This is a genomic window from Vreelandella zhaodongensis (assembly GCF_013415115.1).
In the GTDB taxonomy this organism is placed as follows: domain Bacteria; phylum Pseudomonadota; class Gammaproteobacteria; order Pseudomonadales; family Halomonadaceae; genus Vreelandella; species Vreelandella zhaodongensis.
In genome coordinates this window covers 119,996-142,574 of record NZ_JACCDD010000003.1, presented here as the reverse complement: position 1 = coordinate 142,574, position 22,579 = coordinate 119,996, and the positions used below count along the sequence as shown (strand labels likewise).

Here is a 22,579-nt window from a genome sequence, read left to right as displayed (position 1 = left end):
GGCACTTATCATAGATAACCACTGATTCGATAGTAGCTAAATCCTCGCAAGCGTATGCATAAGCACTTGGCTGCTCGGATATTGTGGGAGGGGGCTTTAGCTTTGGTTCGACACTTCAGCGATGATTCAACTGATTTGCCTGGTTAGCAAGGGCGGCTACGCCGCCATCGCCCACTACAAGCGGCCTCCTGGTCGTTAACGCTTGCGCATCAAGCCCGGTAACAGTAGCAAGCCTGCGAATAACCACACGGGCCAGCTGCCTGTGCGAGTAAATGGCGTGAGTCCTTCCATGACGCGGAACTCCCCAGTAAGGTACGTGGTTTCAAACTGCGGAGCGCTGGCGACCAGTTCACCACGGGGATTGATAATGGCTGTGATGCCGTTGCTGGTGGCACGTACCACATAGCGACCGTTTTCCAAGGCACGCAGGCGAGCCATTTGCAGGTGCTGGTGAGGACCAATAGAGGCGCCGAACCATGTGTCGTTAGATACCGTGACTATCACGCCACTGTCTGCTGCGCGGCGCGCTACCAGTTGTGGGTAGATGATTTCATAACAGATGGCATTACCAATCGTCACTCCTGCCGCTTGCATAGGCGTTTGTCTAGAAGCGCCTTTAGAAAAACTCGACATGGGCAGGTCAAAGAAGTTGATAGCGCCACGGAGCACGCTTTCAAGTGGCAGATACTCGCCAAAGGGCACCAAGTGCTCTTTTTGATAGCTGCCCTCTACGTTGCCAACACCGATCACGCTGTTGAAGTAGCGGTTGCTTTCATCGAGTTGGACAATGCCAGTTAATAGTGCCGTATCAGGTGGTAAATTTGCCTGTACACGCTCTAGCACTGGGCGTGCTTGACTATCGATCATGGGCAGTGCTGTTTCAGGCCATATAATAAGATCAGCGTTGTCAGCTACACGACGAGTTAAATCGCTGTAGGTGTTGGCGGCAACGCGCTGTCCTTCAGGCGTCCACTTTAACAGCTGGGGTAAATTACCCTGTAGCAGGGCAACCCGAGTCGGCTCACTAACCGGAGTGGTCCACAGTGTAGGTAGTACAATGGGTGTGAGCCAAATAGCTGCCAGTGGAAGCGCTGCCCACCACTGGCGGCGTAACAGTTCTGCCCCCAGGGTGCCGGTGAGAGCCACCAGTAGTGAAAGAAGATAAACGCCGCCTATGGGAGCCCAGTTGGCTAGCGGAGAGTCCACGAAGCTAGAGCCGACGAGTAACCACGGGAAGCCGGTAAATAAATAGGTGCGTAGCACCTCACCGAGCACCCAGGCACCGGCAAAGGTGAGTAATGCCCAGCGAGGGCCAAAGAAGCGCCGATAGAGCCAGAACGTGCCTGCAAAAAAAAGCGCCAGTACGGCCACGAAGAGTGCCGTTAAAAATACCGCCAATGGCATGCCGGTGTAGCCATAATCATGAATCGAGACATAGACCCATGAGGTACCGCTGGCAAAGAGTGAAACACCATAAAGCCAGCCTTTAAGGGCCGCCTGAGCAGGGCTTAGCGTGTGCAGGCCAACATACAAAAGGGCAATGGCGACTGGCCCTAGCCACCATAATTCAAACGGTGAAGCGGTAAGCGTGGTAAAGCCACCAGCCACAAGGGCAGCCAGCAACTGTAAGGCGAAAGTGGGCGTCAACCCCATGGTGATATCCTATCGGCAGGTTGAAGTGGGTGGTTAGCTAGCCGTCTTTAGTGTCGGCATCGGTGTCCTTGTCGCTTTCGTTATCACGATAAGCTTCCAGCAAGCGAATACGCCGATTGTCTGCATTAAGAATGATGAATTGCCAGCCGCCGAGGTTAGTGTGTTCGCCACGGCTAGGTAGATGGCCGAACTGTTGCATCACAAGGCCGCCAACGGTATCGAATTCGTCATCGGAAAATTCAGTGCCGAAGCGTTCGTTGAAATCTTCAATAGGCGTGAGGGCACGAATGGCAAAGTGGCCGTTTTCCAACGTGCGGATATCGTCCTCTTCATCGGTATCGTGCTCATCTTCGATATCCCCCACAATCTGCTCAAGGATATCTTCAATGGTAATGATGCCGGCGGTGCCGCCATACTCATCAACCACAATTGCCATGTGATTATGGGTGTCGCGGAACTCTTTAAGCAGACTGTTTAAGCGCTTAGATTCGGGGATGAACATGGCTGGGCGTAGTACGTCTTCCAGCTTAAAGGCATCGCGGCTTTCTTGGGTTTGGGAAAGCAGAGGCAGTAAGTCTTTAACCAGCAGAATACCTTTAACATCGTCGAGATTTTCACCAATAACTGGGTAGCGAGAGTGCCCTGTTTCCTGGATTAATGGCAAGTAGCCGTCGCTGGTTTGGTCGAGGGTAATGGCCGAGACCTGAGAGCGTGGAATCAATATTTCACGCACCTGCTGGTCGCTGATCTCAAGCGCGCCTTCAATGATCATAATAGCGTCTTGGTCAAGCTTCAGCTTTCCAGCCGTGTGGCGTAAAAACGTCATCAGCTCATCCCGCGAGCTGGGTTCGTCATTGTCTCCGGAAAGGGCACCAAAGAGTTTCTCGAGCCAGGATTTTTGATTGGGGTTGCTCGATCGGTCTTCGCTCATTACGTCAAATCTCTCTTTTACGTGCAGATAATTACGAACAGACAGTTAGTCGTTTTATCACTGAGTGGGAGTGCGCACCACCCCGCAAGATGTTATCGCTCAGGGTAACAGCTTACTCATGATAAGGATCAGCAATATCGAGAGTAGCTAATAGCTCACGCTCTAACTGCTCCATGCGCTCTGCTTCTTGCTCTTCAACATGATCGTAGCCCATTAAATGCAGGGTGCCGTGCACCACCATATGTGCGTAGTGATGTTCCAAGCATTTTTGCTGCTCATTCGCTTCCAGTGTGACTACGGCGTGACAAATAACTAAGTCACCTAGCAAAGGTAAGGAGACACCAGGAGGGTTCTCAAAAGGAAACGAAAGCACGTTGGTCGGCTTGTCTTTACCACGATAATCACGGTTGAGAGCTTGGCTTTCCGCTTCATCCACAAAGCGGATGGTGAGCTCCCGGCGTTCATCGTCTGGATGGTGCGAAAACACACAGCTCACCCAATGGGTGAGCTGCTCCAGAGTAGGAAGCGACGGCTCGTTGATAGCTGCCTGGCGATCAATCACGATGTTGTTCATCGTGGGGTGTCTCCCGTACGCTCACTGCTGCGTTCAAGTGCTTGCATACGAGCCTCACGTTCTTGCTGGCGCACTTCACGACGAGCCCTTTCTTCCACTTCCTGTTGGGATTCAAATTCGTCGTAGGCTTCAATAATGCGCTGTACCAGTGGGTGACGTACGACATCTTTAGCGGCAAAGTGAGTGACGCCAATCCCTGGGGTGTCCTTCAGCACATCCAGCACCTGTGAAAGACCAGAGCGCTGTCCGCGGGGCAGGTCTACCTGGGTAATGTCACCGGTAATCACCGCCGTTGAGCCAAAGCCAATCCGCGTCAGGAACATCTTCATCTGCTCCGGCGTGGTGTTCTGGCTTTCATCCAGAATGATGTACGAATTGTTCAGCGTACGTCCACGCATATAGGCCAGCGGAGCAATCTCAATCACTTGACGTTCAATGAGCTTGGCAACTTGTTCAAAACCGATCATCTCATACAGTGCGTCGTACAGCGGGCGCAGGTAAGGGTCGATTTTCTGGGCAAGGTCGCCAGGTAGAAAGCCAAGTTTTTCGCCAGCTTCTACCGCTGGGCGCACCAACAGAATGCGACGTACCTCCTGTTGGTTTAGTGCTTCTACCGCCGCAGCTACCGCTAAGTACGTTTTTCCGGTACCGGCAGGCCCAATGCCGAAGTTGATGTCGTGCTCACGGATACTCTGCACGTAGCGCTGCTGGTTGAGGCCGCGAGGCTTGATCATGGTGCGCGGTGTGCGCATTATCACGTCATCGCCGCCACTTTCATTATCGTCCTCTTCTTCTAGCGCTTCCAGGCCAGATTCCTGAAGGAATAAATGAACTGTGTCTGCTTCAAGCTCTTCTGCCGCAGTTTCACGGTAAAGGTGCTCAAGCACGTTAGCAGCCGCTTTAATGCGGTTGGCGGCACCGGCCAGCTGAAACACATTGCCGCGATTGCGCAAGGTCACGTCCAGGCGGCTTTCAATCAGCTTTAGGTGCTCGTCCTGTTGGCCGCAAAGGCTGGCTAGCCGCTGCGGGTCATTGGGTTCAAGGCTTAGGGTGATAATGCGATTGGCCTGAGGTGATGGCTGGCTCAAGAGTAAGAAACCCATTTAGTTGATGTATGTGAGACTCAGCTTACTGCCCCAGTCGTGCTGGGGCAATTACCTAGGATAAGTGAGCAGTTAATAACGCTCGGAAGAGGCGAGGTCGCCGCGCAATGAGTTGGGCAGCGCTTCGGTAATCTCCACGTCGACGAAGTAGCCGATCAGTTCTGTTGGGTTGGCCGCGCGGAAGTTAACGACGCGGTTGTTTTCGGTGCGACCTGAGAGCTGACCTGGGTCTCTCGGTGAAAAACCGGATACCAGAACCCGCTGGGTAGTACCTACCATGCGACGGCTGATCTGAGCCGCCTGCTGCAGAATACGCTCCTGCAAAATAGCGAGGCGCTGCTTTTTGACACTTTCCGGCGTTTCATCTGGCAGGCCAGATGCAGGGGTGCCCGGGCGTGCTGAGTAAACAAAGCTGAACGAGTGATCAAAGCCGATACGGTGAATCAGATCCATCGTCGCTTCGAAATCCTCTTCGGTTTCGCCAGGGAAGCCAATAATAAAGTCAGAGGAAAAGCTAATATCCGGGCGGTTGGCGCGAATACGCTCCATCTTCTCGATGTACTCTTCGGCAGTATGGCCGCGCTTCATCGCACTTAAAATACGATCAGAGCCCGACTGCACTGGTAGATGCAAATGGCTCACCAGCTCAGGGATCTCGGCAAAGGCATCTACCAGACTATCGGTGAACTCCACCGGGTGAGACGTCGTAAAGCGCACGCGGTCGATGCCATCCACAGCGGCAACGCAGGCGATCAGCTCGGCGAGGTCGATCTCATCGCCATCGTCGTTTTCACCGCGATAAGCGTTCACGTTTTGGCCTAGCAGATTAATTTCTCGTACACCCTGATCGGCTAGATGAATAACTTCATCTATAACCGACTCAAAAGGGCGGGAGACTTCCTCGCCACGCGTGTAGGGCACCACACAGAACGTGCAGTATTTTGAGCAACCTTCCATGACAGACACAAAGGCGGTTGCGCCATCAGATTTCGGCTGCGGCAGGTGATCGAATTTTTCGATTTCCGGGAAGGTGACATCGACAGCCGCAATCTGATTATTATTGCGTGCATCCAGCATTTTGGGCACGCGGTGAAGCGTTTGCGGGCCAAAAATCATATCGACAAAGGGCGCGCGCTTGCGCAGCGCTTCACCTTCCTGGCTAGCCACACAGCCGCCAACGCCAATCACTAGATCGGGGTTGGCGTCTTTTAGCTTTTTCCAGCGACCCAGTTGGTGAAATACCTTGTCCTGCGCCTTTTCGCGAATAGAACAAGTATTCAACAAGATAACGTCAGCTTCTTTTTCGTTATCGGTCAATTCCAGCTGGTGAGATTCGCCGAGTAGGTCCGCCATACGCGAGGAGTCGTACTCGTTCATTTGGCAGCCGTGCGTTTTGATAAAGAGCTTCTTCGCCATCGGTACCTGTCATCTATGAGTCGTCGGGGGACGAGGGATGAATGAAAACAATGAATGCAATCGTAATAGGCAGTGTAACGCGCTGCCATTGAATGGCGGCATTATACGGACACAAGAAACCTGGGGCTAGCGTTCGTCCATAATCGATACTTGACCCGAGCGTTTCAATCAGTATACTACGCACCGTGTTTGAGCAGTTCCTCGATAGCTCAGTTGGTAGAGCAAATGACTGTTAATCATTGGGTCGCAGGTTCGAGTCCTGCTCGAGGAGCCAATATACTGAAGCCGGTTTTGTACTGTTTTCAGTGGCTCCGCTTTAAACACAGCAGCAAAATAACATGTTCCTCGATAGCTCAGTTGGTAGAGCAAATGACTGTTAATCATTGGGTCGCAGGTTCGAGTCCTGCTCGAGGAGCCAAGTTGCTGTTCTGCTAGTCTTGTTGCGTACGATCAATGTTCCCCGATAGCTCAGTTGGTAGAGCAAATGACTGTTAATCATTGGGTCGCAGGTTCGAGTCCTGCTCGGGGAGCCATTTGTATTCTATTCCTATTCTATTTATATCTCTCCTGTTAGCTGCTTTTGTCCCATGAATAACGATACTCAAAGCCATGTGTGGCCTCTGGGCGTTTTTTGTGTCTTGCGGTCAGTGGCGTATAAACTATTTCAGTTATTCATCGGTTGGGAAGATGCCCGTGGGAAAAGCTGCCAGCCTGCATGCGTTGCAGGTGTTCAAGTGTTTAAGTGACGAAACACGCCTCATGTTGGTGCTCTTGGTTGCGAAGGAGCGGTCGCTGTGCGTTTGTGAAATGACCTACGCTTTGGAAGAGTCTCAGCCTAAAGTGTCGCGGCATTTGGCTCAGTTGCGCCAGTGTGGGTTGCTTGTCGACCAGCGAGAGGGGCAGTGGGTCTATTATTGCTTGGCGCCTCAGTTGCCGCCTTGGGCGCAAAAGATTATTGACGCTGGTGCCGAGGGTAGTCGCGGGCGGCTAAATGCGCTGATGAAACGCTTGGTGCAGATGGGGGATCGGCCAACGCGACGAGAAGTGCTCTGTTAACTTGCTATTTTTAAATAAAAAACGCCAGCCGAGGGCTGGCGTTTTGCGTTAGCATGCAGCGAAAGCGGGTTAGCGTTTCGCCATGCGGCGTTCTTCTTGCAAGTGCGCATAGTCGAGTAGAATTTCCGCAGCTTCCAGCACGTGAGCGCGATCCACGGGCATCTTGTCTTCTTCGCTGTCTGCCTCGTCATCATTGTCGGCGCTGCTGCGCGCGTCCATCCACTCTTCTAGTTCCGTCAGACCTAGCGCTCGGCGACGCTGGTTTTCAAGAGAGAGCTTCTCGGCTTCTTGTGCCTCCAGCTCCCGTTGTCGCTGTTCGCGATTCAGGCTGACGCTGGTGTGCTGTTCGCGTAGCTGGCGGGCCAGAGCTGACTGACGCTCGAGATAGCGGAAGTTTGGGTTGCCTTGGGCGCGCTGTTCATACTGGGAAATCAGTTCGGGTAGAACGCTTTCAGGTGCGCCATAGCGGCGGTACTGAACGTTTTGAACGGTATCCCATGCCAGCGCGTTATCTAGGCTGCTTTCACCAATACGTTCTGGGTCGATCAGGCTTGGAAAGATGATATCGGGCTCAACGCCGCGGTTTTGGGTGCTGTCGCCGGATATGCGGTAAAACTTGGCCCGCGTTAGCTTGATTTGACCATGGCTAAGATCGTTCAAGGTTTGCACGGTTCCTTTCCCAAAGGTGGGGTTGCCCACGATGATCCCGCGACCGTAGTCTTGTATGGCACCGGCAAAAATTTCTGACGCTGAGGCAGAGATGCGGTTGACCAGTACAGTGAGCGGGCCATCGTAAACTGTACCGGCTTCGGTGTCGCCATAGAGCTGAATGCGCCCTTGAGCATCACGAACCTGGACAGTGGGGCCTCGGTCAATAAACAAGCCAATGAGTGAGTTGGCTTCTTGCAGTGCGCCACCACCATTGTTGCGAAGGTCTAGGACAATCCCTTCGACGCCCTCTTGCTTAAGCTTTTCGATTTCACGCGCTACATCGCGAGTTGTGCTGCGGTACTCTTCCTCACCCGCCTTCCAGGCGTCAAAATCGACATAAAACGTGGGGATGTCGATAACTCCAATGCGATGCGGTTGGCCGTTACGCTCCACCTCAATCACTTCGCTACTCGCTGCTTGGTCTTCCAGGCTGACCGTATCACGGGTAATTTCGACGACTTGTGAGCGGGTCATGTCAACCGCTTGAGCGGGTACGACGTCCAGGCGAACTACAGAGCCTTTCGGGCCACGGATCAAGTCGACAACGTTATCTAGACGCATTCCGATAACGTTGACCATCTCGCCATCTTCCTGGCCAACTGCGATGATTCGGTCAGCGGGTTCCAGCACACCAGCACGGTCAGCAGGGCCCCCTGGAACCAAGCTGGCGACTTTGACGTATTCGCCGTCTGATTGCAGTGCGGCGCCAATCCCTTCAAGTGAAAGGCTCATTTGAATATCAAATGATTCACTCTGGCGAGGGGAGAGATAGCCTGTATGGGGGTCGATAGTGCTAGCGACAGCAGACATGATGAGTCCGAAAACATCTTCTGACTCTGTTTGACGCAGGCGTGATAGCTGGCCTTTGTAGCGCTGACGCAGATTGTTTTCGATTTGCTCATCATCCTGGTCAGTTAAAGCCAGCGTCAGCGCGTCGTTTTTGAGCCGCTTGCGCCATAGCTCATCCAGCTCGCTTTCGCGGGTTGCCCAGGGGCTGTCTTCACGGTCTACTTCCAGGCGCTCATCGCTTTCGAACTCAAATGATAGGCCTTCATCCAAGCGCTCCAGTAGCCACTCGAAACGAGCGGTGCGTCTTTCATTTAGGCGGTTGTATAGTGAGAAGGCATCGTCAAGATCTCCACTGAACAGCGCCTCAGCCATGCCGTGCTCTAAATGGCGATATGGCTCGATGTCACGGCTCAGCAAGTAGTAGCGCTGGCCATCCAGGATGTTTAGATAGCGCTGAAAAGCATCCTGAGACCACTGTTCGTCAAAGTTAGTATCAGCATAGTGTCCATAGCGGAGTGAATCCGCAATTTCCACTGCTGCTTGGCGTTGTTCGTCGGTCGGCGCAATTTGTGCCAGCGCTGTCGGGCTGGTGATAACCAGCATGACGGCAAGCGCAACCGAGCGCGAAAGCGTTGCAAACAAGCTCATCAGTCAAGCTCTCCCGGATTTGTGTACACTATCTTCTTCCCTAGACACGCAGATAGCCTATGAGTTGCATAGGCCGAGGGAGCATTGTAGCAGGTCATTTAGCCTGTGAGACTCAATCATTACGGTTATGAGGATTTCTATGTCCAAGGCTTTCAACGCAGAGCGCTCAGCCAGGCTGTGTGACTTTTTACGTCAGTCGCCCACGCCATGGCATGCGACCCGCTGTATGGCAGAGCGTTTGGAGCAGGCGGGTTTTGAGTGTCTTGAGGAGACGGCGAGCTGGCAGCTTGCGCCAGGCAAGCGTTATTACGTCACGCGTAACGACTCATCTATTATTGCTTTTCAATTACCGGTCGGAAAGCTAGCTAGCCTGCGTATGCTGGGGGCGCATACGGATAGTCCCGGGCTGCGTTTGAAGCCCAACGCTACTCAGTATGCAGCGGGTTGGTTGCAGTTAGGCGTTCAATTGTACGGTGGCGTGTTATTGGCACCTTGGTTTGATCGCGATTTAGGCTTGGCAGGGCGTGTCCATGTGCGCCACGCTGACGGCCGTTTGGAAAGTGTGTTGTTAAACGTTGATCGCCCTGTGGCGATGATTCCCAGCTTAGCTATTCATATGGATCGTGATGTGAATGCGGGGCGTGAGATTAATCCCCAGACGCAAATGTCACCGGTATTAATGCAAAGTGATAGTGCTCAGCTTGATGATTTATTGGCCAAGTGGCTAGAGGAGCAGCATGGCCTGCGCGCCGTTGACGTGGTCGACTTCGAGTTAGGGTTTTACGATGTTCAGCCACCGTCGTTGGTGGGATTGCATCAAGAGTTAATCGCTAGCGCGCGATTAGATAACCTGCTGTCATGTTTTGTCGGCCTGGAGGCGCTGCTGGAGTGCGATGCGAGTCAAGGGGCAGTACTGGTGGCTAACGACCATGAAGAGGTGGGTAGTGCGAGCGCCTGTGGTGCTCAGGGGCCTTTCTTGGGTGACGTTCTGAAGCGTTTGAATGCTCAAGTGGGTGGTGCTACTGAAGAGTCATTGATTCAGTTAATTCAATCGTCACTGATGATTTCTTGCGACAATGCCCACGCTTTACACCCTAATTTCCAGGACAAGCACGATGAGCGTCATGGTCCAGCCATTAATGGTGGTCCAGTGATCAAGGTGAATGCCAATCAGCGCTATGCCACTAATAGCGTAACGGGGGCGCTGTTCCGTGATGTGTGTCGCGAGGCGGATGTCCCGGTACAGTCGTTTGTTACTCGAGCCGACATGGGGTGTGGAAGCACAATTGGGCCAATTACGGCCACAGAAGTTGGCGTGCCGACCCTTGATGTAGGGCTTCCTCAGTGGGCTATGCACTCTATTCGTGAAACTGCTGGAACACGCGATGTTGATTATTTGACTCAGGCGTTGACGGTGTTTTTGAACCGTGCTGAATTGCGCTGAGCATTGCTGTCGCTTATTAACGAAAAAAGCCCGCTGACTGTGTCAGCGGGCTTTTACTATTCGTGTGGTGGCTACGCCCTGATTTGAACAGGGGACCCCATCATTATGAGTGATGTGCTCTAACCAGCTGAGCTACGTAGCCATTCAACGGGGGCGAATATTACTCAGGGACCCGCCGCCCGTCAAGTGTTTCTTTCTTTTTCTTGTCAAACGGTTGCTTATTAGACGTTAAAGCGGAAATGGATGACATCACCGTCTTTGACGATGTAATCCTTGCCTTCTAAGCGCCATTTTCCAGCATCTTTAGCGCCTTGTTCGCCGTTAAGTGAGACAAAGTCTTCATAGGCAACGACTTCGGCGCGGATAAAGCCTTTCTGGAAATCGGTGTGAATCACGCCTGCGGCTTCCGGGGCGCTGGCTCCTTCTTTCACTGTCCAGGCGCGTACTTCTTTAACGCCAGCAGTGAAGTACGTTTGCAAACCAAGCAGGGCATAGCCTGCACGAATAACGCGATCGAGTCCCGGTTCTTCCATGCCCATTTCGGCTAGGAACATGCTGCGCTCTTCGTCATCTAGCTCGGCAATTTCAGCTTCTAGCTGGTTGCATACCGGCACCACTGCTGCACCCTCTTCGGCGGCAATCTCGTTGACGATGTCGAGGTAGGGGTTGTTCTCGAACCCATCTTCATTAACGTTGGCAATGTACATCGTGGGCTTGAGCGTTAAGAAGCCAAAGCTCTTAATCTGTCGCTTCTCATCTTCATCAAGACCAAAACTGCGCAGTGGCATGCCTTCAGCGAGGTGCGGCTGGATGCGATCAAGAATGGCCTTGGTGGCAGTGGCATCTTTGTCGCCGCCTTTTACCGAGCGCACCAGGCGCTGGCTGGCTTTTTCGACGGTGTCCAGATCGGCAAGCGCTAATTCCAGGTTGATGGTTTCAATATCCGCCCGCGGATCCACCTGATTGGCGACGTGAATCACGTTGTCGTTATCAAAGCAGCGCACGACATGGGCGATAGCCTGGGTTTCGCGAATATTGGCTAAGAACTTGTTGCCTAAGCCTTCGCCTTTGGACGCCCCAGCGACTAAGCCTGCGATATCGACAAACTCCATCGTGGTCGGCAGTACTTTTTGAGGCTTGACGATCTCCGCAAGCTTATCAAGGCGCGGGTCAGGCATGGGTACGATGCCTACGTTAGGCTCAATGGTGCAGAACGGAAAGTTTTCTGCATCAATGCCTGATTTGGTCAGCGCATTAAAAAGCGTGGATTTGCCTACATTAGGTAGGCCGACGATACCGCAGTTAAAGCCCATAAATTACTTCCTGGCCGCTAGGGCAGCGCAACAAGGGAAGCGCCTGCCAATATTGAAAAAAGGGCGTGATAGAACGCCTGATTTTAAAGGTGCTTATAAAGTGTGCAGCTATTTTACGCTATGAAGGCGGTTCATGGCTTTAGCCCAGTCGCCAGAGAGTGCGAGTGGCAACGTTGCTAGGCACGCATCCAAAGCGCTCTCAATGGCTTCCCTGTCGGTTTTGCCAGGCCGGCCAAGCACATAATTAACGACTTGGTGTGCTTCCCCAGGGTGGCCAATGCCAATTCTTGCTCGGTGAAACTGTTTTTGGTTGCCTAAGGCGCTAATGATGTCTCGCAGGCCGTTATGACCGCCATGGCCACCGCCAGTTTTGTAGCGTGCTTGCCCTGGTGGAAGGTCGAGCTCATCGTGAGCGACCAATAAGTTGTCAGGTGCGAGCTTAAAGAACTGTGCGAGCGCTGCTACGGAAGCGCCGCTGCGATTCATAAAGGTGGTGGGGTTAAGTAGGTGTAGCTCATGGTCGCCAATGCGTGCTTTGGCATACAGACCTAAAAACTTTTTTTCGGGACGAAGTTCTGTATGTGCACTACGCGCAATGGCCTCTACAAGCCAAAAGCCCGCATTATGCCGTGTTGCATCGTATTCTGCACCGGGGTTGCCCAGGCCAATAATGGCCGTTACCTGGCTCATTTTCCCACCTCCAAAAAATTTCCAGGAGAAATTTTTGACGTCGCGTCAGACCGCAAAAAAAAATCAAGCGCCGAAGCGCTTGATTTTATCATCCCTGGGGCATGTAAACATGCCCCAGGGCGGCGCTGAAAAGCATCAGCTGGCAGCGCCTCTGGCAAAGCTTACTTTAACCACTGCTTACTCAGCGCTGGTGTCTTCTTCACCTTCGCTGTCGCCTTCTTCTTCATCACCGCCACGCACTTTCACTTTGGTGATGCTTAGGATGGCGTTGTCGTGCTCTTCACCGTGAGACAGGTCAACTGACGTTACGCCAGCTGGCAAGGTCAGGTCGGACAGGTGAAGGGTGGTGCCCAGCTCGACGTTGCTGATGTCAATTTCCAGGAAGTCCGGAAGATCTTTCGGCAAACAGCTGATAGCGACTTCGTTGGCCAGAGTGTGCAATTCGCCACCTTGATCTTTGATGCCGACACACTTCTCTTCACCAACGACATGCAGCGGCACATTGATGGTGATTTCGTGAGTGGCGTCAACACGCATAAAGTCGGCGTGAGTCAACAGCGGCTTGAAGGGGTGGCGTTGCAGGTCACGAACAACCACTTGCTCTTCTGTGCCTTCGATAACCAGCTTGATAACCGAGGAGAAGAAGGACTCGTCTTCAATCGCTTTGTAGAACGCAGTTTTTTCTACAGAGATAGACTGAGCGCCTTTTTCACCGCCGTATACGACCGCTGGTACTTGTTGGTTCGCACGACGCAGGCGGCGGCTCGCACCTTTCCCCAGGTCGTTACGAACGGTAGCTTTCAGGATAAAATCAGACATGGAATTTGCCTCTTAGTTTAAGTAAGGAAACGCCGCCGCCCGCGACCAGACGACGACGTTTCCAGGGCCCCGGTAGGGGCTGTGACGTCAAGCGCTTAGTGGAACATTGCGCTGACGGATTCTTCGTTGCTCACTCGGCGGATAGCTTCCGCAATGAGACCGGCAACGCTCAACTGGCGAATTTTTCCGCTTCGACGGGCGACGTCTGAAAGCGGAATAGTGTCGGTCACGACAACCTCGTCCAGTACAGAGTTGGTGATGTTGTCGACCGCTGGGCCAGACAAAATCGGGTGTGTTGCGTAGGCAACAACACGTGCAGCACCATGTGCTTTCAGCGCTTCACCGGCTTTGCATAACGTGCCAGCGGTATCAATCATGTCATCGACGACGACACAAGTGCGATGCTCAATTTCACCAATAATATGCATCACCTGGGCCTGGTTGGCCTGGGGACGACGTTTATCAATGATGGCTAAGTCAGCGTTTAACTGCTTAGCAATCGCACGTGCACGTACAACGCCGCCAACGTCAGGTGACACCACGACTAGATCGTCATAGTTCTGACGCTCAATGTCGTCCAGCAAAATAGGTGAGCCGTAGACGTTATCAACCGGTACGTCGAAGAAACCTTGAATCTGGTCTGCATGCAGGTCCATGGTCATCACGCGGTCAACGCCAGCTTTTACCATCATGTCAGCAACGACTTTCGCTGAAATGGGAACGCGGGCGGAGCGTACGCGACGATCCTGACGTGCATAACCAAAGTAGGGAACTACTGCCGTAATACGGGCAGCCGAGGCGCGACGCAGGGCGTCGACCATCAGGATCAGTTCCATCAGGTTGTCATTCGTGGGGGCACAGGTGGATTGTAGGATGAACACATCCTTACCACGCACGTTCTCATTGATCTCGACCGCGATTTCGCCGTCGCTAAATTGACCTACCGTAGCATTACCCATACGGCTGTCTAAGCTCTCGGCAATCTTTTGAGCGAGTTCGGGGTTGGCATTCCCGGTGAAAACCATCAATTTTGACACGCGCAGCCACCTTTGCAGTGTTGGGGATCAGGGGAGAAAACGCAGATCATAATTAGGTTGGCTGGGGTACCAGGATTCGAACCTGGGAATGCCGATACCAAAAACCGGTGCCTTACCACTTGGCGATACCCCAACAGGAAACCTAATGCGATGACCGGGCGCTTTCAGCAGCCCAGAGCATCTTGTAGGGGAGAGGTGTTGAGCCCGCGTGCTACCCACGAGCGCCAATGCTGACTAGCTAATTTAGCGACGGCTTGTGCGGCTTGCTGTGACTCAAAAGCCGCAAACAAGCAGGCGCCAGTACCGGTCAGCTGGCTAGGTGCATGCTGCGCGAGCCAGTCAAGGGCTTCCGCAATTGGCGGATAGCGTTTTTTGACGATGGCTTCGCAGTCGTTGCGCCACTCCGGCGCTCCCCCCTGCAGTGCGCGCGCCATAGTAATGGGGAGGCTGTCGCGTGTCAATTCTGAGTCTTGGAAGATTGCGGGTGTTGAGACGCTGACACGGGGATGAATGACAACAAACCACGGGGTATCCAGCGTGATTGACGTCAGTTTTTCGCCCACTCCTTCAGCCCAGGCGCTGTGGCCGTGAATAAATACCGGAACATCTGCTCCTAAGGTTAATCCTAGTTCAGTAAGTGCGGTATTGTTCAAATCAAGTTTCCATAGGTGGTTTAACCCGGCCAGCGTGGTCGCTGCATTCGAGCTTCCCCCTCCGAGGCCACCACCCATAGGCAGTTGTTTGTTGATGGTAATAGATGCGCCCATCGTGGTGCCGCTAACCTGCTGAAGCAAGCGAGCCGCTCGTACGACTAGGTTTTCGTCCTGCGCAACCCCGTTTATTTGATGAGTCAGAGTAATAACACCGTCACGTCTTGGCGTAAAACTGAGTTGGTCGCACAGGTCGATCATCTGAAAAATCGTCTGTAACTCGTGGTAGCCGTCTTCACGACGGCCCACGATGTGCAGCATGCGGTTTAGCTTGGCAGGCGCTGGAAGTGTGACTGAGGCGGTGGACATGCAGGCTCACTATTAACTTATGAATCTCGGTTAGACGCTTGCCACTGATTCACGACCAGCGTAATGCGCACATCGCCATACGTCATCACCAAGCGACGAGGGAGCCACATGCCTTCGACTTGTTCCCAATCGCGATAGTCGATATCCCAGCCATCCTGCTGGAGGAAGCTAGGGAAGCCTAGTTCATCTGTTTCCAAATGATAGCTGGCATGATCCCCTGGCAGGCCGCGCACCCAGTCAGGCATGGCGCTTACAGGCAGTGCCCAGCCTAACTGCTCTTCCATTAATGCTTCTGGGGTTTCCGCTTCGAAACGGCCGTCACTATTGGTTAGTGAAAAGCGTCCCTCGCGACCTTCTAGGACGTTGCGGCCGCCCCCAAAAGGACCACTTATGAGCATGCGGAAGTAATGCGGGTGCTGGTTCCAGTCCAGGTTGGCACTGGTGTTTTCCTGAGGAGTACGAAGCCCCGCTTTACCCACCAATGTCCATGTGTCAAACGCTTCAACGTCTGCTTGCTGGCGCTCCCACTGGCCCGCCTGGCGGCCACCTTCGTCAATCGGTGCTTGGCTGGCACAACCGGCAAGGGCAAGTAGTGCCGTGCCGACCACCCATAAGCGGAGGGTGCGGGAAGATAGCGTTAATCGTTTCGTGGGTAGTAATGTGGTCAACATATACAGGGCTCCATGTCATTGCAGCGTAAAAGTATTCATTATAAACAGTGGGGGGTTAGGGCGTGCTTGGCGGCGTTAGTTCAGGATGGCGTTCAAGTAAATCATCAATTTGTGGATGATGGTTGACGCGTAAGAGAATTCGCTCGATCAGCTGCCGTGCTTCATCGCTACGTCCTAACGTATGGAGAACCTCGGCTAAATGCGCGCCAATTTCTTGGTCTGGCATTTGTGCATAAGCACTCTCTAACCACGCGAGTGCTTCTTCCGTTTTGCCTAGGCGGAAGTAGACCCAGCCCATGCTATCGAGTATTGCTGGATTGTTAGGGTCGGCTTCGTAGGCGCGCTCAATCAGGTCGCGAGCCTCTTCAAGGCGACCTGGTACGTTAAGGTCTGCCAATGTATAGCCAAGGGCATTCAGCGCATTTGCATGGTCAGGTTCGATGCGTAAAATGTGGCTGAGATCTTGCTCCATACCATCAAAGTCGCCCATTTCCCAGGCGCGCATTGCGCGGAGGTAAAGCAGGCTGGTGTCATCTGGCGTGCGTGTAATCTCTCTGTTGAGAAGGTTCGTGGCATCTTCATACAGGCTGAGTTCATCCAGTAGCTGTATTTCCAGCATGACAAGCTGGTCAAAGTAAGCGTCATGACGCATACGCTCAATGCGCAACATGGCGCGGGCATCTAACAGGCGATCGTGGTCGATGAGCATACGCGCAGCGGCTGCACGGGCAGGGAGAAATTCGCTTCCGTCGCGTACTTGCCGATAATAGAGAAGCGCGTTATCAACTTCGTCCTGAGATTGAGCGATAGCCCCGAGTAGATAATAGGCAAGGTCGGGCACGACCGGTTGTCCGATGAGTGGTTGCAGCAGCCTAAAGGCAGGGGCGTCGTGGCCTTCTTCTAAGTACAGCTGAGCCAATGCAATACGCAGTTCTTCATTGCCGCCATGGCTGTCAAGCAGCGCGTCAGTCTGCTCTTCTGCGGCGGCAATATTGTTGAGGCGAATTTCCGCCTGGGCCAGCATTAGAATAAAGCGAACGTCATCGGGGGCTAGTCGCAATCCCTGTCGAGCAGCCCGTTGTGCCCCCCGGTGGTCTTTTGCCTCTAGCGCCAAGCGTGCCTTAGCAAGCCATAAAGAGGCGGACTCGGGCTCACGCTGGGCCACTTGGTCTAGATGTTGCTGGGCAAGGCGCGTATTGCCAAGTGCTGCTTCAATCAATGCGGCGCCAAGCAAAGCATCCGCATAAAACTCATACTGCTGGGCGCTAGGTTGGTCTATGAACGCGCGCAGTGGCTGAATCAGTAAGCTCAAAGGAGCCTCTTCAGCCACGGCGACCTCAGAAAACGCCGCTATTTCACCATTACCATCTGCTTGGGTAATGGCCAGGCGTTGTTCCAGGCTGTCGAGCCAGTCACCGCGCTGTAAAGAGAGCGTTGCCAGCAGCCGGTTAGGCAGCTCCGCCTGTGGGGCGAGCTCGCGCCAGCGTAGTGCGGATGCTTCCATTAGCGCTATGTCACTGCCGAACCGTGCGGCAAATGTGGCGCGCTCGGCTAGTGCGGGCGTGTTGTACCGTTTGGCGGCTTCCAGGTAGCCCTGGCCGGCTAAACGGTAATCTCCTCTCTGGCCTGCTAACTCTGCAGCAAGCAGTGTACGCAACCCCGCCGCGTCAAGCCCGCGGGTAATTGGCGGTGCTGAGAGCATGGGGTCGCGTGTAAGAGCCTCCGATCCGCCATTATTGAATGAGGGCGAAAGCTGACAGCCGCTCAGTAATAGCGTGGTGGCCAAGGGTAAAAGGGGGAAACCCAATAGTGATAGAGGGTAACCCAGTAGTGTCGCGCGAAGAGGCATGCGATTCTCGATCAGGTGGCCGAGTGTTCAGCATAGCGGCTTGGATGCCTGCGGCAAAGTGGTGTGCGCCAGAACATGCTGTGCTGTGGTAGAATATTACTCCTTGAAAATAGATAGGGCGGCGCAATTCATTATGCTGAGCCGCTTCTCAGACTTGCTTTAGCAGGCTCCCGACATTCAGATCGACAAATAACGTGACGACCGATCCACTAGCGAAGACGCATAACGCATGACGCTTCTTGCCCTGGGAATAAATCACCGTACCGCCAGCGTGGCCGTACGCGAGCAGGTTGCCTTTACGCCAACGCAATTAGAAAGTGCGTTGGCACAGCTGCGTGGCCTGCCACAAATTAGCGAAGCGGCGGTGCTTTCAACGTGCAACCGGACTGAGCTCTATTGCGTGACGGATGCCGCTGGAGAGCAAGCGGTCTTAGACTGGCTTGGACGCTTTCATAATTTGCGCGTCGAGGATCTTGCCCGCTGTGCCTACCATTATCTTGATAACGATGCCGCACGACACCTGATGCGCGTTGCCGTTGGGCTTGACTCAATGGTGTTGGGCGAGCCGCAAATACTTGGCCAATTGAAAGAAGCTTATCAGCAAGCGCGCCAAGCCAATGGTCTGGGTGGCGAACTTGAGCGGCTATTCCAGCATACCTTTGCGGTGGCCAAGCAAGTGCGTACAGAAACAGGCATTGGCAAAAATCCAGTGTCGGTGGCGTATGCTGCCGTCAGTATGGCGAGCCGCATTTTTGATGACTTCAGCCGTGCCCGAGCGCTATTAATTGGTGCGGGAGAAACCATTGAGTTGGTAGCGCGCCACCTGCATGAAGCGGGGGTGCGCCAGTTAACGGTGGCTAACCGTACCCGCGAGCGTGCTGAGCAGGTGTCTGCACCGCTGGGAGGCTCGGCAATCACATTGTCAGAGATCCCTGATGCGTTGGAGTGTGCGGATATCGTTATTTCTTCCACCGCCTCTCCGCTACCCATTTTGGGTAAAGGCATGGTCGAACGGGCGTTAAAAAAGCGCCGTCATCGTCCTGTCTTTATGGTGGATATAGCTGTTCCGCGAGATATCGAACCAGAAGTCGGTGAGCTTGCGGATGTCTTCCTCTATACCGTCGATGACCTTGAAGAGGTCATCGAAGAGAATCGGCGCCATCGTCAAGTTGCTGCTGATCAGGCCGAGTCATTAATCGAACACGGCGTGGGAAGTTGGCAGCATGAGCGCCGAATTCGTCGCGGTGGTGAAATGATTCGCGACTATCGATGCCATGGTGAGGCTATTCGAGATAAGTCGCGCGAGCAGGCCCTGGAGCGTCTGGCGAAGGGAGAAGACCCTGCTAAGGTGATTGAGCGCTTGGCGCATCAATTAGCGAATCGCTTGATGCATCAGCCGACACTGGCCTTGCGCGACGCCGCCTCCCAGGAAAACCACGAATTGCTAAGTGCTGCACCATGCCTATTGCTGCCGCCCAAGCCAGCATTTGAGCAGCCCAAGCCCTTGGTAAAACGCCAGAAGGATGATACGCCCGCATGAAAGAGACTTTGCGCCAACGCCTAGACAGCTTTGCCGACCGCTTTGAAGAGTTGGCCATGCTGCTGTCGGATCCTGAGGTGATTAATAATCAGCAGCGTTTTCGTGACTACTCTCGTGAGTACTCCGAATTAGAAGAGCTGGTAGCCGCCTGGCAGCGCTATGGTGACGTGGAAAAAAGCATAGAAGAAGCTGTGCAATTAAGCCGCGACAGCGACCCCGATATGCGCGAGCTGGCGGAAATGGAAATCAGCGATGGGCGCGAGCAGCTTGAAGCTCTTGATATCGAGCTGAAGCGCTTGCTGGTGCCCAAAGACCCCGATGATGGCCGCGGCGTGTTTTTAGAGGTGCGCGCGGGCACCGGTGGTGATGAAGCAGCCATTTTTGCTGGCGATTTGTTTCGGATGTACTCACGCTACGCTGAAAAGCGTGGTTGGCGCGTTGAAGTTGTCAGTGCAAGTCATGGTGAGCAGGGTGGTTACAAAGAAGTTATCTCCCGGGTGAAAGGCGACGGCGTCTATGCGCGCTTGAAATTTGAGTCTGGTGCGCACCGTGTTCAGCGTGTGCCCGCGACGGAATCGCAAGGGCGGATACATACGTCTGCCTGCACGGTGGCGGTCATGCCCGAGGTGGACGACGTCGGCGATGTCGATATTAACCCTTCGGATTTACGTGTTGATACCTACCGTTCAAGCGGTGCGGGCGGTCAGCACGTTAACACGACTGATTCTGCTATTCGTATTACTCACCTGCCTACCGGTGTGGTGGTGGAGTGCCAGGAAGAGCGAAGCCAGCATAAGAACCGCGCCAAGGCGATGTCGTTACTGGCCGCCAAGCTCAAACGCAATGCGGTTGACTCACAGCGCCAGGAGCAAGCAGACGCTCGGCGCTCCCTGGTCGGCTCGGGAGATCGCAGTGAGCGCATTCGTACTTACAACTTTCCCCAAGGCCGGATTACCGACCACCGTATTAACCTGACGCTCTATAAGCTAACGGAAGTTATTACCGGTGAGCAGCTTGATGATGTGATTGAACCGCTGATTCACGAATACCAAGCCGAGCAGCTATCAGCCCTTCAGGACGCTTAATGAGTGTTGAGGTTCTGACTTTTGATACGCTATTGCGGCGGGCGACGACTCGTCTGCAACAGGCAGGTTCATCCTCACCCAGGATTGATGCTGAAGTACTACTCAGTCACGCTACGGGCCATGACCGTACCTGGCTGTACACCTGGGGTGACCGCCACTGTCCTACCTGGGAGCATGCGCGCTTTGATGCGCTGGTGGCGGCTCGAGCTCAAGGGCAGCCCGTGGCCTACTTAACGGGTGAGCGGGAGTTCTGGGGGTTACGGCTTGCAACATCGCCAGACACATTGATCCCGCGGCCCGACACTGAAACCCTGGTGGAAGCCGTACTGGAGCGCGCCCAGGCACCCGCAGGAAGGCTGCTTGATCTAGGTACAGGCACGGGGGCAATTGCGCTTGCATTTGCCAGCGAAAAACCTAACTGGCAGATAATGGGGGCGGATATTCGTCCAGAAGCGGTGGTGCTTGCCGCGCGCAATGCGCAATCGCTGGGTATTGCTAACGCAACCTTCGTAGCCAGCGACTGGTTTAGCGCCTTTTCGCCGCCTTCGCTGGCCACTACGTTTGATATTATCGTGAGTAATCCGCCCTATATTGCGGCGGACGACCCTCATCTCGATGTGGGGGATGTGCGCTTTGAGCCACTATCAGCGTTGGTCGCTGGTGCTGATGGGATGGCTGATTTACGGCATCTGATTGCCACCGCGCGCAGCCATCTTTCCCACGGTGGCTGGCTGGCTCTGGAGCATGGTTATCAGCAAGCAGAACTCGTGCGCGAAGCGCTGGTACGTGCTGGTTTTCAAAGCGTTGAAAGTGTGCGAGACGTGGGCGGTCATGAACGGGTTACCCTGGGGAAACTTCTAATAACTGCCTGATTCATCAGTAATGGATCCTGCCATGAAACCAAAAAATAGAACGCTGGACCGTATCGACCTTAAAATTTTGCGCTGTCTGCAGGAAAACGCGCGAATCTCCTATGTGGATCTTGCCGCTGAGGTCGGTTTGTCCACAACCCCTTGTTTGGAGCGCGTTAAACGCCTTGAGCGCGCCGGCATTATTCGTGGCTATCAGGCCATTCTTGATCCTCGTGCTCTCAAGGCCAATCTGCTGGTATTTGTGGAAATAAGCCTGGAGACTCAGTCGCCTGCCGTGTTTGATGAGTTTCGCCGAGCGGTGGAGAAGCTGCCGCAAATCCAGGAGTGCCACCTGGTATCCGGCCAGTTTGATTACATTTTGAAGTGCCGGATTCCTGAGATGTCTGCCTACCGCCAGCTACTAGGTGATGTGGTGCTAACGCTGCCTGGGGTAAAAGAGTCCAAAAGCTATGTGGTAATGGAAGAAGTGAAAGAGAGCTTTAATTTACACATACCCGATTTCGAGGAATTTGAGGATAAGTAAGCCGATGATGGATGATCAGGCGCTACTGCGCTATAGCCGCCAAATTATGCTGCCCGAGGTTGATATTGAGGGGCAGGAGCGCTTACGCAGCGCCCATGCGCTGATCATCGGAGCGGGTGGGCTTGGATCGCCGGCGGCACTTTATTTGGCAGCTGCGGGGGTTGGTAAAATCACTGTTGCCGATGCAGATACGGTAGAACTATCGAATTTGCAGCGTCAGATTGCTCATCAACAAACCAGTATCGGCGCCAATAAAGCGCATTCTGCAAAAGCGAGCATGCAGGCGCTCAATCCGGAATGCCATGTCATTGCGTTGGCGCAGCACGCCGATGGCGAGGCGCTGTTGGCGCTAGTGGCGTCGGCAGATGTGGTGCTGGATTGCACGGATCGCTTTTCAAGCCGCTACGCAATTAACGCAGCCGCACAGCAGGCAGGTATTCCGCTTGTTTCGGGAGCGGCGATTCGTTTCTCGGGACAGCTAGCGGTATTTGATCCTCGCGACCCTGCGTGCCCTTGTTATGCGTGCTTATATCCACCTAGTGAAAACGACGACGAAGCGTTAAGCTGCGCGGAGAGTGGTGTGATGGCTCCTCTGGTGGGGTTAATTGGTTGTTTTCAGGCAATCGAGGCTTTTAAGCTGTTGAGTGGGGCGGGAAAGCCACATCAAGGACTTGCTACCTTCGAGGGTTTGAGCGGCCAGTGGCGTCATTTTCAAGTACCGCGCGACCCTGACTGCTTAGTGTGTGGCCATGCCCATCCTACCAACGCATAGATAAAAAAAACGCCCGCTGGGTAGCGGGCGTGACGTCACGGTCTTTACGTCAAAGGAAACAGCC

20 protein-coding genes and 5 tRNA genes are annotated in these 22,579 nt (G+C 53.8%); 10 read left to right on the top strand and 15 right to left on the bottom strand.

The features are described from left to right. Positions 1–195: 195 nt before the first annotated feature. From lnt to miaB, 5 genes are all read right to left on the bottom strand, one after another. On the bottom strand, positions 196–1,653 hold the full coding sequence (gene lnt, locus HZS79_RS07150; protein ID WP_179927449.1) for an apolipoprotein N-acyltransferase: 1,458 nt from the start codon (positions 1,651–1,653) through the stop codon (positions 196–198). Positions 1,654–1,690: 37 nt separating this feature from the next. Continuing rightward, positions 1,691–2,584: a CorC family transporter gene (locus HZS79_RS07145; protein WP_162218517.1), complete on the bottom strand. Its 894-nt coding sequence runs from the start codon at positions 2,582–2,584 to the stop codon at positions 1,691–1,693. Positions 2,585–2,696: 112 nt separating this feature from the next. Further along, the gene (gene ybeY, locus HZS79_RS07140) at positions 2,697–3,158 is read right to left on the bottom strand and encodes an rRNA maturation RNase YbeY (protein WP_162218516.1); all 462 of its coding nucleotides are present in this window, start codon (positions 3,156–3,158) and stop codon (positions 2,697–2,699) included. Then, the gene (locus tag HZS79_RS07135; RefSeq protein WP_162218515.1) at positions 3,155–4,246 is read right to left on the bottom strand and encodes a PhoH family protein; all 1,092 of its coding nucleotides are present in this window, start codon (positions 4,244–4,246) and stop codon (positions 3,155–3,157) included. Before HZS79_RS07135 ends, ybeY begins: the two co-directional genes overlap by 4 nt. 87 nt (positions 4,247–4,333) lie before the next feature. Continuing rightward, positions 4,334–5,677, bottom strand: a complete 1,344-nt coding sequence (miaB, locus tag HZS79_RS07130; RefSeq protein ID WP_162218514.1) for a tRNA (N6-isopentenyl adenosine(37)-C2)-methylthiotransferase MiaB — start codon at positions 5,675–5,677, stop codon at positions 4,334–4,336. 198 nt (positions 5,678–5,875) lie between these two features. Here miaB and HZS79_RS07125 point away from each other — a divergent pair. The 4 genes from HZS79_RS07125 to HZS79_RS07110 all read left to right on the top strand — a co-directional run bounded on the left by HZS79_RS07125 (position 5,876) and on the right by HZS79_RS07110 (position 6,733). After that, positions 5,876–5,951, top strand: a tRNA-Asn gene (locus HZS79_RS07125). A 68-nt stretch (positions 5,952–6,019) separates the two neighbouring features. Further along, positions 6,020–6,095 (top strand) — tRNA-Asn (locus HZS79_RS07120). Between the two features lie 39 nt (positions 6,096–6,134). Then, positions 6,135–6,210, top strand: a tRNA-Asn gene (locus HZS79_RS07115). A gap of 160 nt (positions 6,211–6,370) precedes the next feature. Further along, entirely contained in the window at positions 6,371–6,733 is a 363-nt protein-coding gene (locus HZS79_RS07110; protein WP_340159014.1) for a metalloregulator ArsR/SmtB family transcription factor, read from the top strand. A gap of 69 nt (positions 6,734–6,802) precedes the next feature. On the opposite strand, the gene HZS79_RS07105 is transcribed toward HZS79_RS07110, so the two are convergent. Then, positions 6,803–8,881, bottom strand: a complete 2,079-nt coding sequence (locus HZS79_RS07105) for a carboxy terminal-processing peptidase (RefSeq protein ID WP_179927447.1) — start codon at positions 8,879–8,881, stop codon at positions 6,803–6,805. A gap of 139 nt (positions 8,882–9,020) precedes the next feature. On the opposite strand from HZS79_RS07105, the gene HZS79_RS07100 reads away from it, so the two are divergent. Continuing rightward, the gene (locus HZS79_RS07100; RefSeq protein WP_162219421.1) at positions 9,021–10,325 is read left to right on the top strand and encodes a M18 family aminopeptidase; all 1,305 of its coding nucleotides are present in this window, start codon (positions 9,021–9,023) and stop codon (positions 10,323–10,325) included. A 65-nt stretch (positions 10,326–10,390) separates the two neighbouring features. Here HZS79_RS07100 and HZS79_RS07095 read toward each other — a convergent pair. The 9 genes from HZS79_RS07095 to HZS79_RS07055 form a co-directional block, all read right to left on the bottom strand. Continuing rightward, positions 10,391–10,467, bottom strand: a tRNA-Met gene (locus HZS79_RS07095). Positions 10,468–10,546: 79 nt separating this feature from the next. Further along, positions 10,547–11,638 (bottom strand): redox-regulated ATPase YchF, encoded by a 1,092-nt coding sequence (gene ychF / locus HZS79_RS07090; RefSeq protein WP_162219420.1) that lies wholly within the window; start codon positions 11,636–11,638, stop codon positions 10,547–10,549. Positions 11,639–11,746: 108 nt separating this feature from the next. Next, positions 11,747–12,328, bottom strand: coding sequence for an aminoacyl-tRNA hydrolase (pth, locus tag HZS79_RS07085; protein WP_162219419.1), 582 nt, complete (start codon positions 12,326–12,328; stop codon positions 11,747–11,749). Between the two features lie 177 nt (positions 12,329–12,505). Then, positions 12,506–13,147, bottom strand: a complete 642-nt coding sequence (locus HZS79_RS07080) for a 50S ribosomal protein L25/general stress protein Ctc (RefSeq protein ID WP_162219418.1) — start codon at positions 13,145–13,147, stop codon at positions 12,506–12,508. A 95-nt stretch (positions 13,148–13,242) separates the two neighbouring features. Continuing rightward, on the bottom strand, positions 13,243–14,184 hold the full coding sequence (locus HZS79_RS07075; protein ID WP_179927446.1) for a ribose-phosphate diphosphokinase: 942 nt from the start codon (positions 14,182–14,184) through the stop codon (positions 13,243–13,245). A 58-nt stretch (positions 14,185–14,242) separates the two neighbouring features. Further along, a tRNA-Gln gene (locus HZS79_RS07070) sits at positions 14,243–14,317 on the bottom strand. Positions 14,318–14,348: 31 nt separating this feature from the next. Continuing rightward, entirely contained in the window at positions 14,349–15,203 is an 855-nt protein-coding gene (gene ispE / locus HZS79_RS07065; protein ID WP_162219417.1) for a 4-(cytidine 5'-diphospho)-2-C-methyl-D-erythritol kinase, read from the bottom strand. Positions 15,204–15,220: 17 nt separating this feature from the next. After that, a complete protein-coding gene (gene lolB, locus HZS79_RS07060; RefSeq protein ID WP_179927445.1) occupies positions 15,221–15,874 on the bottom strand; it encodes a lipoprotein insertase outer membrane protein LolB in 654 nt (217 codons plus the stop codon). Positions 15,875–15,929: 55 nt separating this feature from the next. Beyond that, positions 15,930–17,723, bottom strand: a complete 1,794-nt coding sequence (locus HZS79_RS07055; protein ID WP_179927444.1) for a tetratricopeptide repeat protein — start codon at positions 17,721–17,723, stop codon at positions 15,930–15,932. 229 nt (positions 17,724–17,952) lie between these two features. On the opposite strand from HZS79_RS07055, the gene hemA reads away from it, so the two are divergent. From hemA to HZS79_RS07030, 5 genes are read left to right on the top strand one after another with little or no spacing between them, the layout of a single operon-like run. Continuing rightward, entirely contained in the window at positions 17,953–19,263 is a 1,311-nt protein-coding gene (gene hemA, locus HZS79_RS07050) for a glutamyl-tRNA reductase (RefSeq protein ID WP_179927443.1), read from the top strand. Beyond that, positions 19,260–20,348, top strand: a complete 1,089-nt coding sequence (prfA, locus tag HZS79_RS07045; protein ID WP_162219413.1) for a peptide chain release factor 1 — start codon at positions 19,260–19,262, stop codon at positions 20,346–20,348. Before hemA ends, prfA begins: the two co-directional genes overlap by 4 nt. 14 nt (positions 20,349–20,362) lie before the next feature. Beyond that, positions 20,363–21,220 (top strand): peptide chain release factor N(5)-glutamine methyltransferase, encoded by an 858-nt coding sequence (gene prmC / locus HZS79_RS07040; RefSeq protein WP_281373468.1) that lies wholly within the window; start codon positions 20,363–20,365, stop codon positions 21,218–21,220. A gap of 22 nt (positions 21,221–21,242) precedes the next feature. Next, the gene (locus tag HZS79_RS07035) at positions 21,243–21,743 is read left to right on the top strand and encodes an Lrp/AsnC ligand binding domain-containing protein (RefSeq protein ID WP_162219412.1); all 501 of its coding nucleotides are present in this window, start codon (positions 21,243–21,245) and stop codon (positions 21,741–21,743) included. Positions 21,744–21,747: 4 nt separating this feature from the next. Next, positions 21,748–22,515, top strand: coding sequence for a HesA/MoeB/ThiF family protein (locus HZS79_RS07030; protein ID WP_162219411.1), 768 nt, complete (start codon positions 21,748–21,750; stop codon positions 22,513–22,515). Positions 22,516–22,579: the final 64 nt, after the last annotated feature.

Excerpts from the sequence above, each read along its gene's own strand:
- HZS79_RS07030 (WP_162219411.1), top strand. The coding sequence starts at position 21,748 with ATGATGGATGATCAGGCGCTACTGCGCTATAGCCGCCAAATTATGCTG.
- miaB (WP_162218514.1), bottom strand. The coding sequence starts at position 5,677 with ATGGCGAAGAAGCTCTTTATCAAAACGCACGGCTGCCAAATGAACGAG.
- HZS79_RS07145 (WP_162218517.1), bottom strand. The coding sequence starts at position 2,584 with ATGAGCGAAGACCGATCGAGCAACCCCAATCAAAAATCCTGGCTCGAG.
- ispE (WP_162219417.1), bottom strand. The coding sequence starts at position 15,203 with ATGTCCACCGCCTCAGTCACACTTCCAGCGCCTGCCAAGCTAAACCGC.
- ybeY (WP_162218516.1), bottom strand. The coding sequence starts at position 3,158 with ATGAACAACATCGTGATTGATCGCCAGGCAGCTATCAACGAGCCGTCG.
- lnt (WP_179927449.1), bottom strand. The coding sequence starts at position 1,653 with ATGGGGTTGACGCCCACTTTCGCCTTACAGTTGCTGGCTGCCCTTGTG.
- ychF (WP_162219420.1), bottom strand. The coding sequence starts at position 11,638 with ATGGGCTTTAACTGCGGTATCGTCGGCCTACCTAATGTAGGCAAATCC.
- lolB (WP_179927445.1), bottom strand. The coding sequence starts at position 15,874 with ATGTTGACCACATTACTACCCACGAAACGATTAACGCTATCTTCCCGC.
- HZS79_RS07080 (WP_162219418.1), bottom strand. The coding sequence starts at position 13,147 with ATGTCTGATTTTATCCTGAAAGCTACCGTTCGTAACGACCTGGGGAAA.
- HZS79_RS07035 (WP_162219412.1), top strand. The coding sequence starts at position 21,243 with ATGAAACCAAAAAATAGAACGCTGGACCGTATCGACCTTAAAATTTTG.
- HZS79_RS07055 (WP_179927444.1), bottom strand. The coding sequence starts at position 17,723 with ATGCCTCTTCGCGCGACACTACTGGGTTACCCTCTATCACTATTGGGT.
- prfA (WP_162219413.1), top strand. The coding sequence starts at position 19,260 with ATGAAAGAGACTTTGCGCCAACGCCTAGACAGCTTTGCCGACCGCTTT.
- hemA (WP_179927443.1), top strand. The coding sequence starts at position 17,953 with ATGACGCTTCTTGCCCTGGGAATAAATCACCGTACCGCCAGCGTGGCC.
- HZS79_RS07100 (WP_162219421.1), top strand. The coding sequence starts at position 9,021 with ATGTCCAAGGCTTTCAACGCAGAGCGCTCAGCCAGGCTGTGTGACTTT.
- HZS79_RS07105 (WP_179927447.1), bottom strand. The coding sequence starts at position 8,881 with ATGAGCTTGTTTGCAACGCTTTCGCGCTCGGTTGCGCTTGCCGTCATG.
- pth (WP_162219419.1), bottom strand. The coding sequence starts at position 12,328 with ATGAGCCAGGTAACGGCCATTATTGGCCTGGGCAACCCCGGTGCAGAA.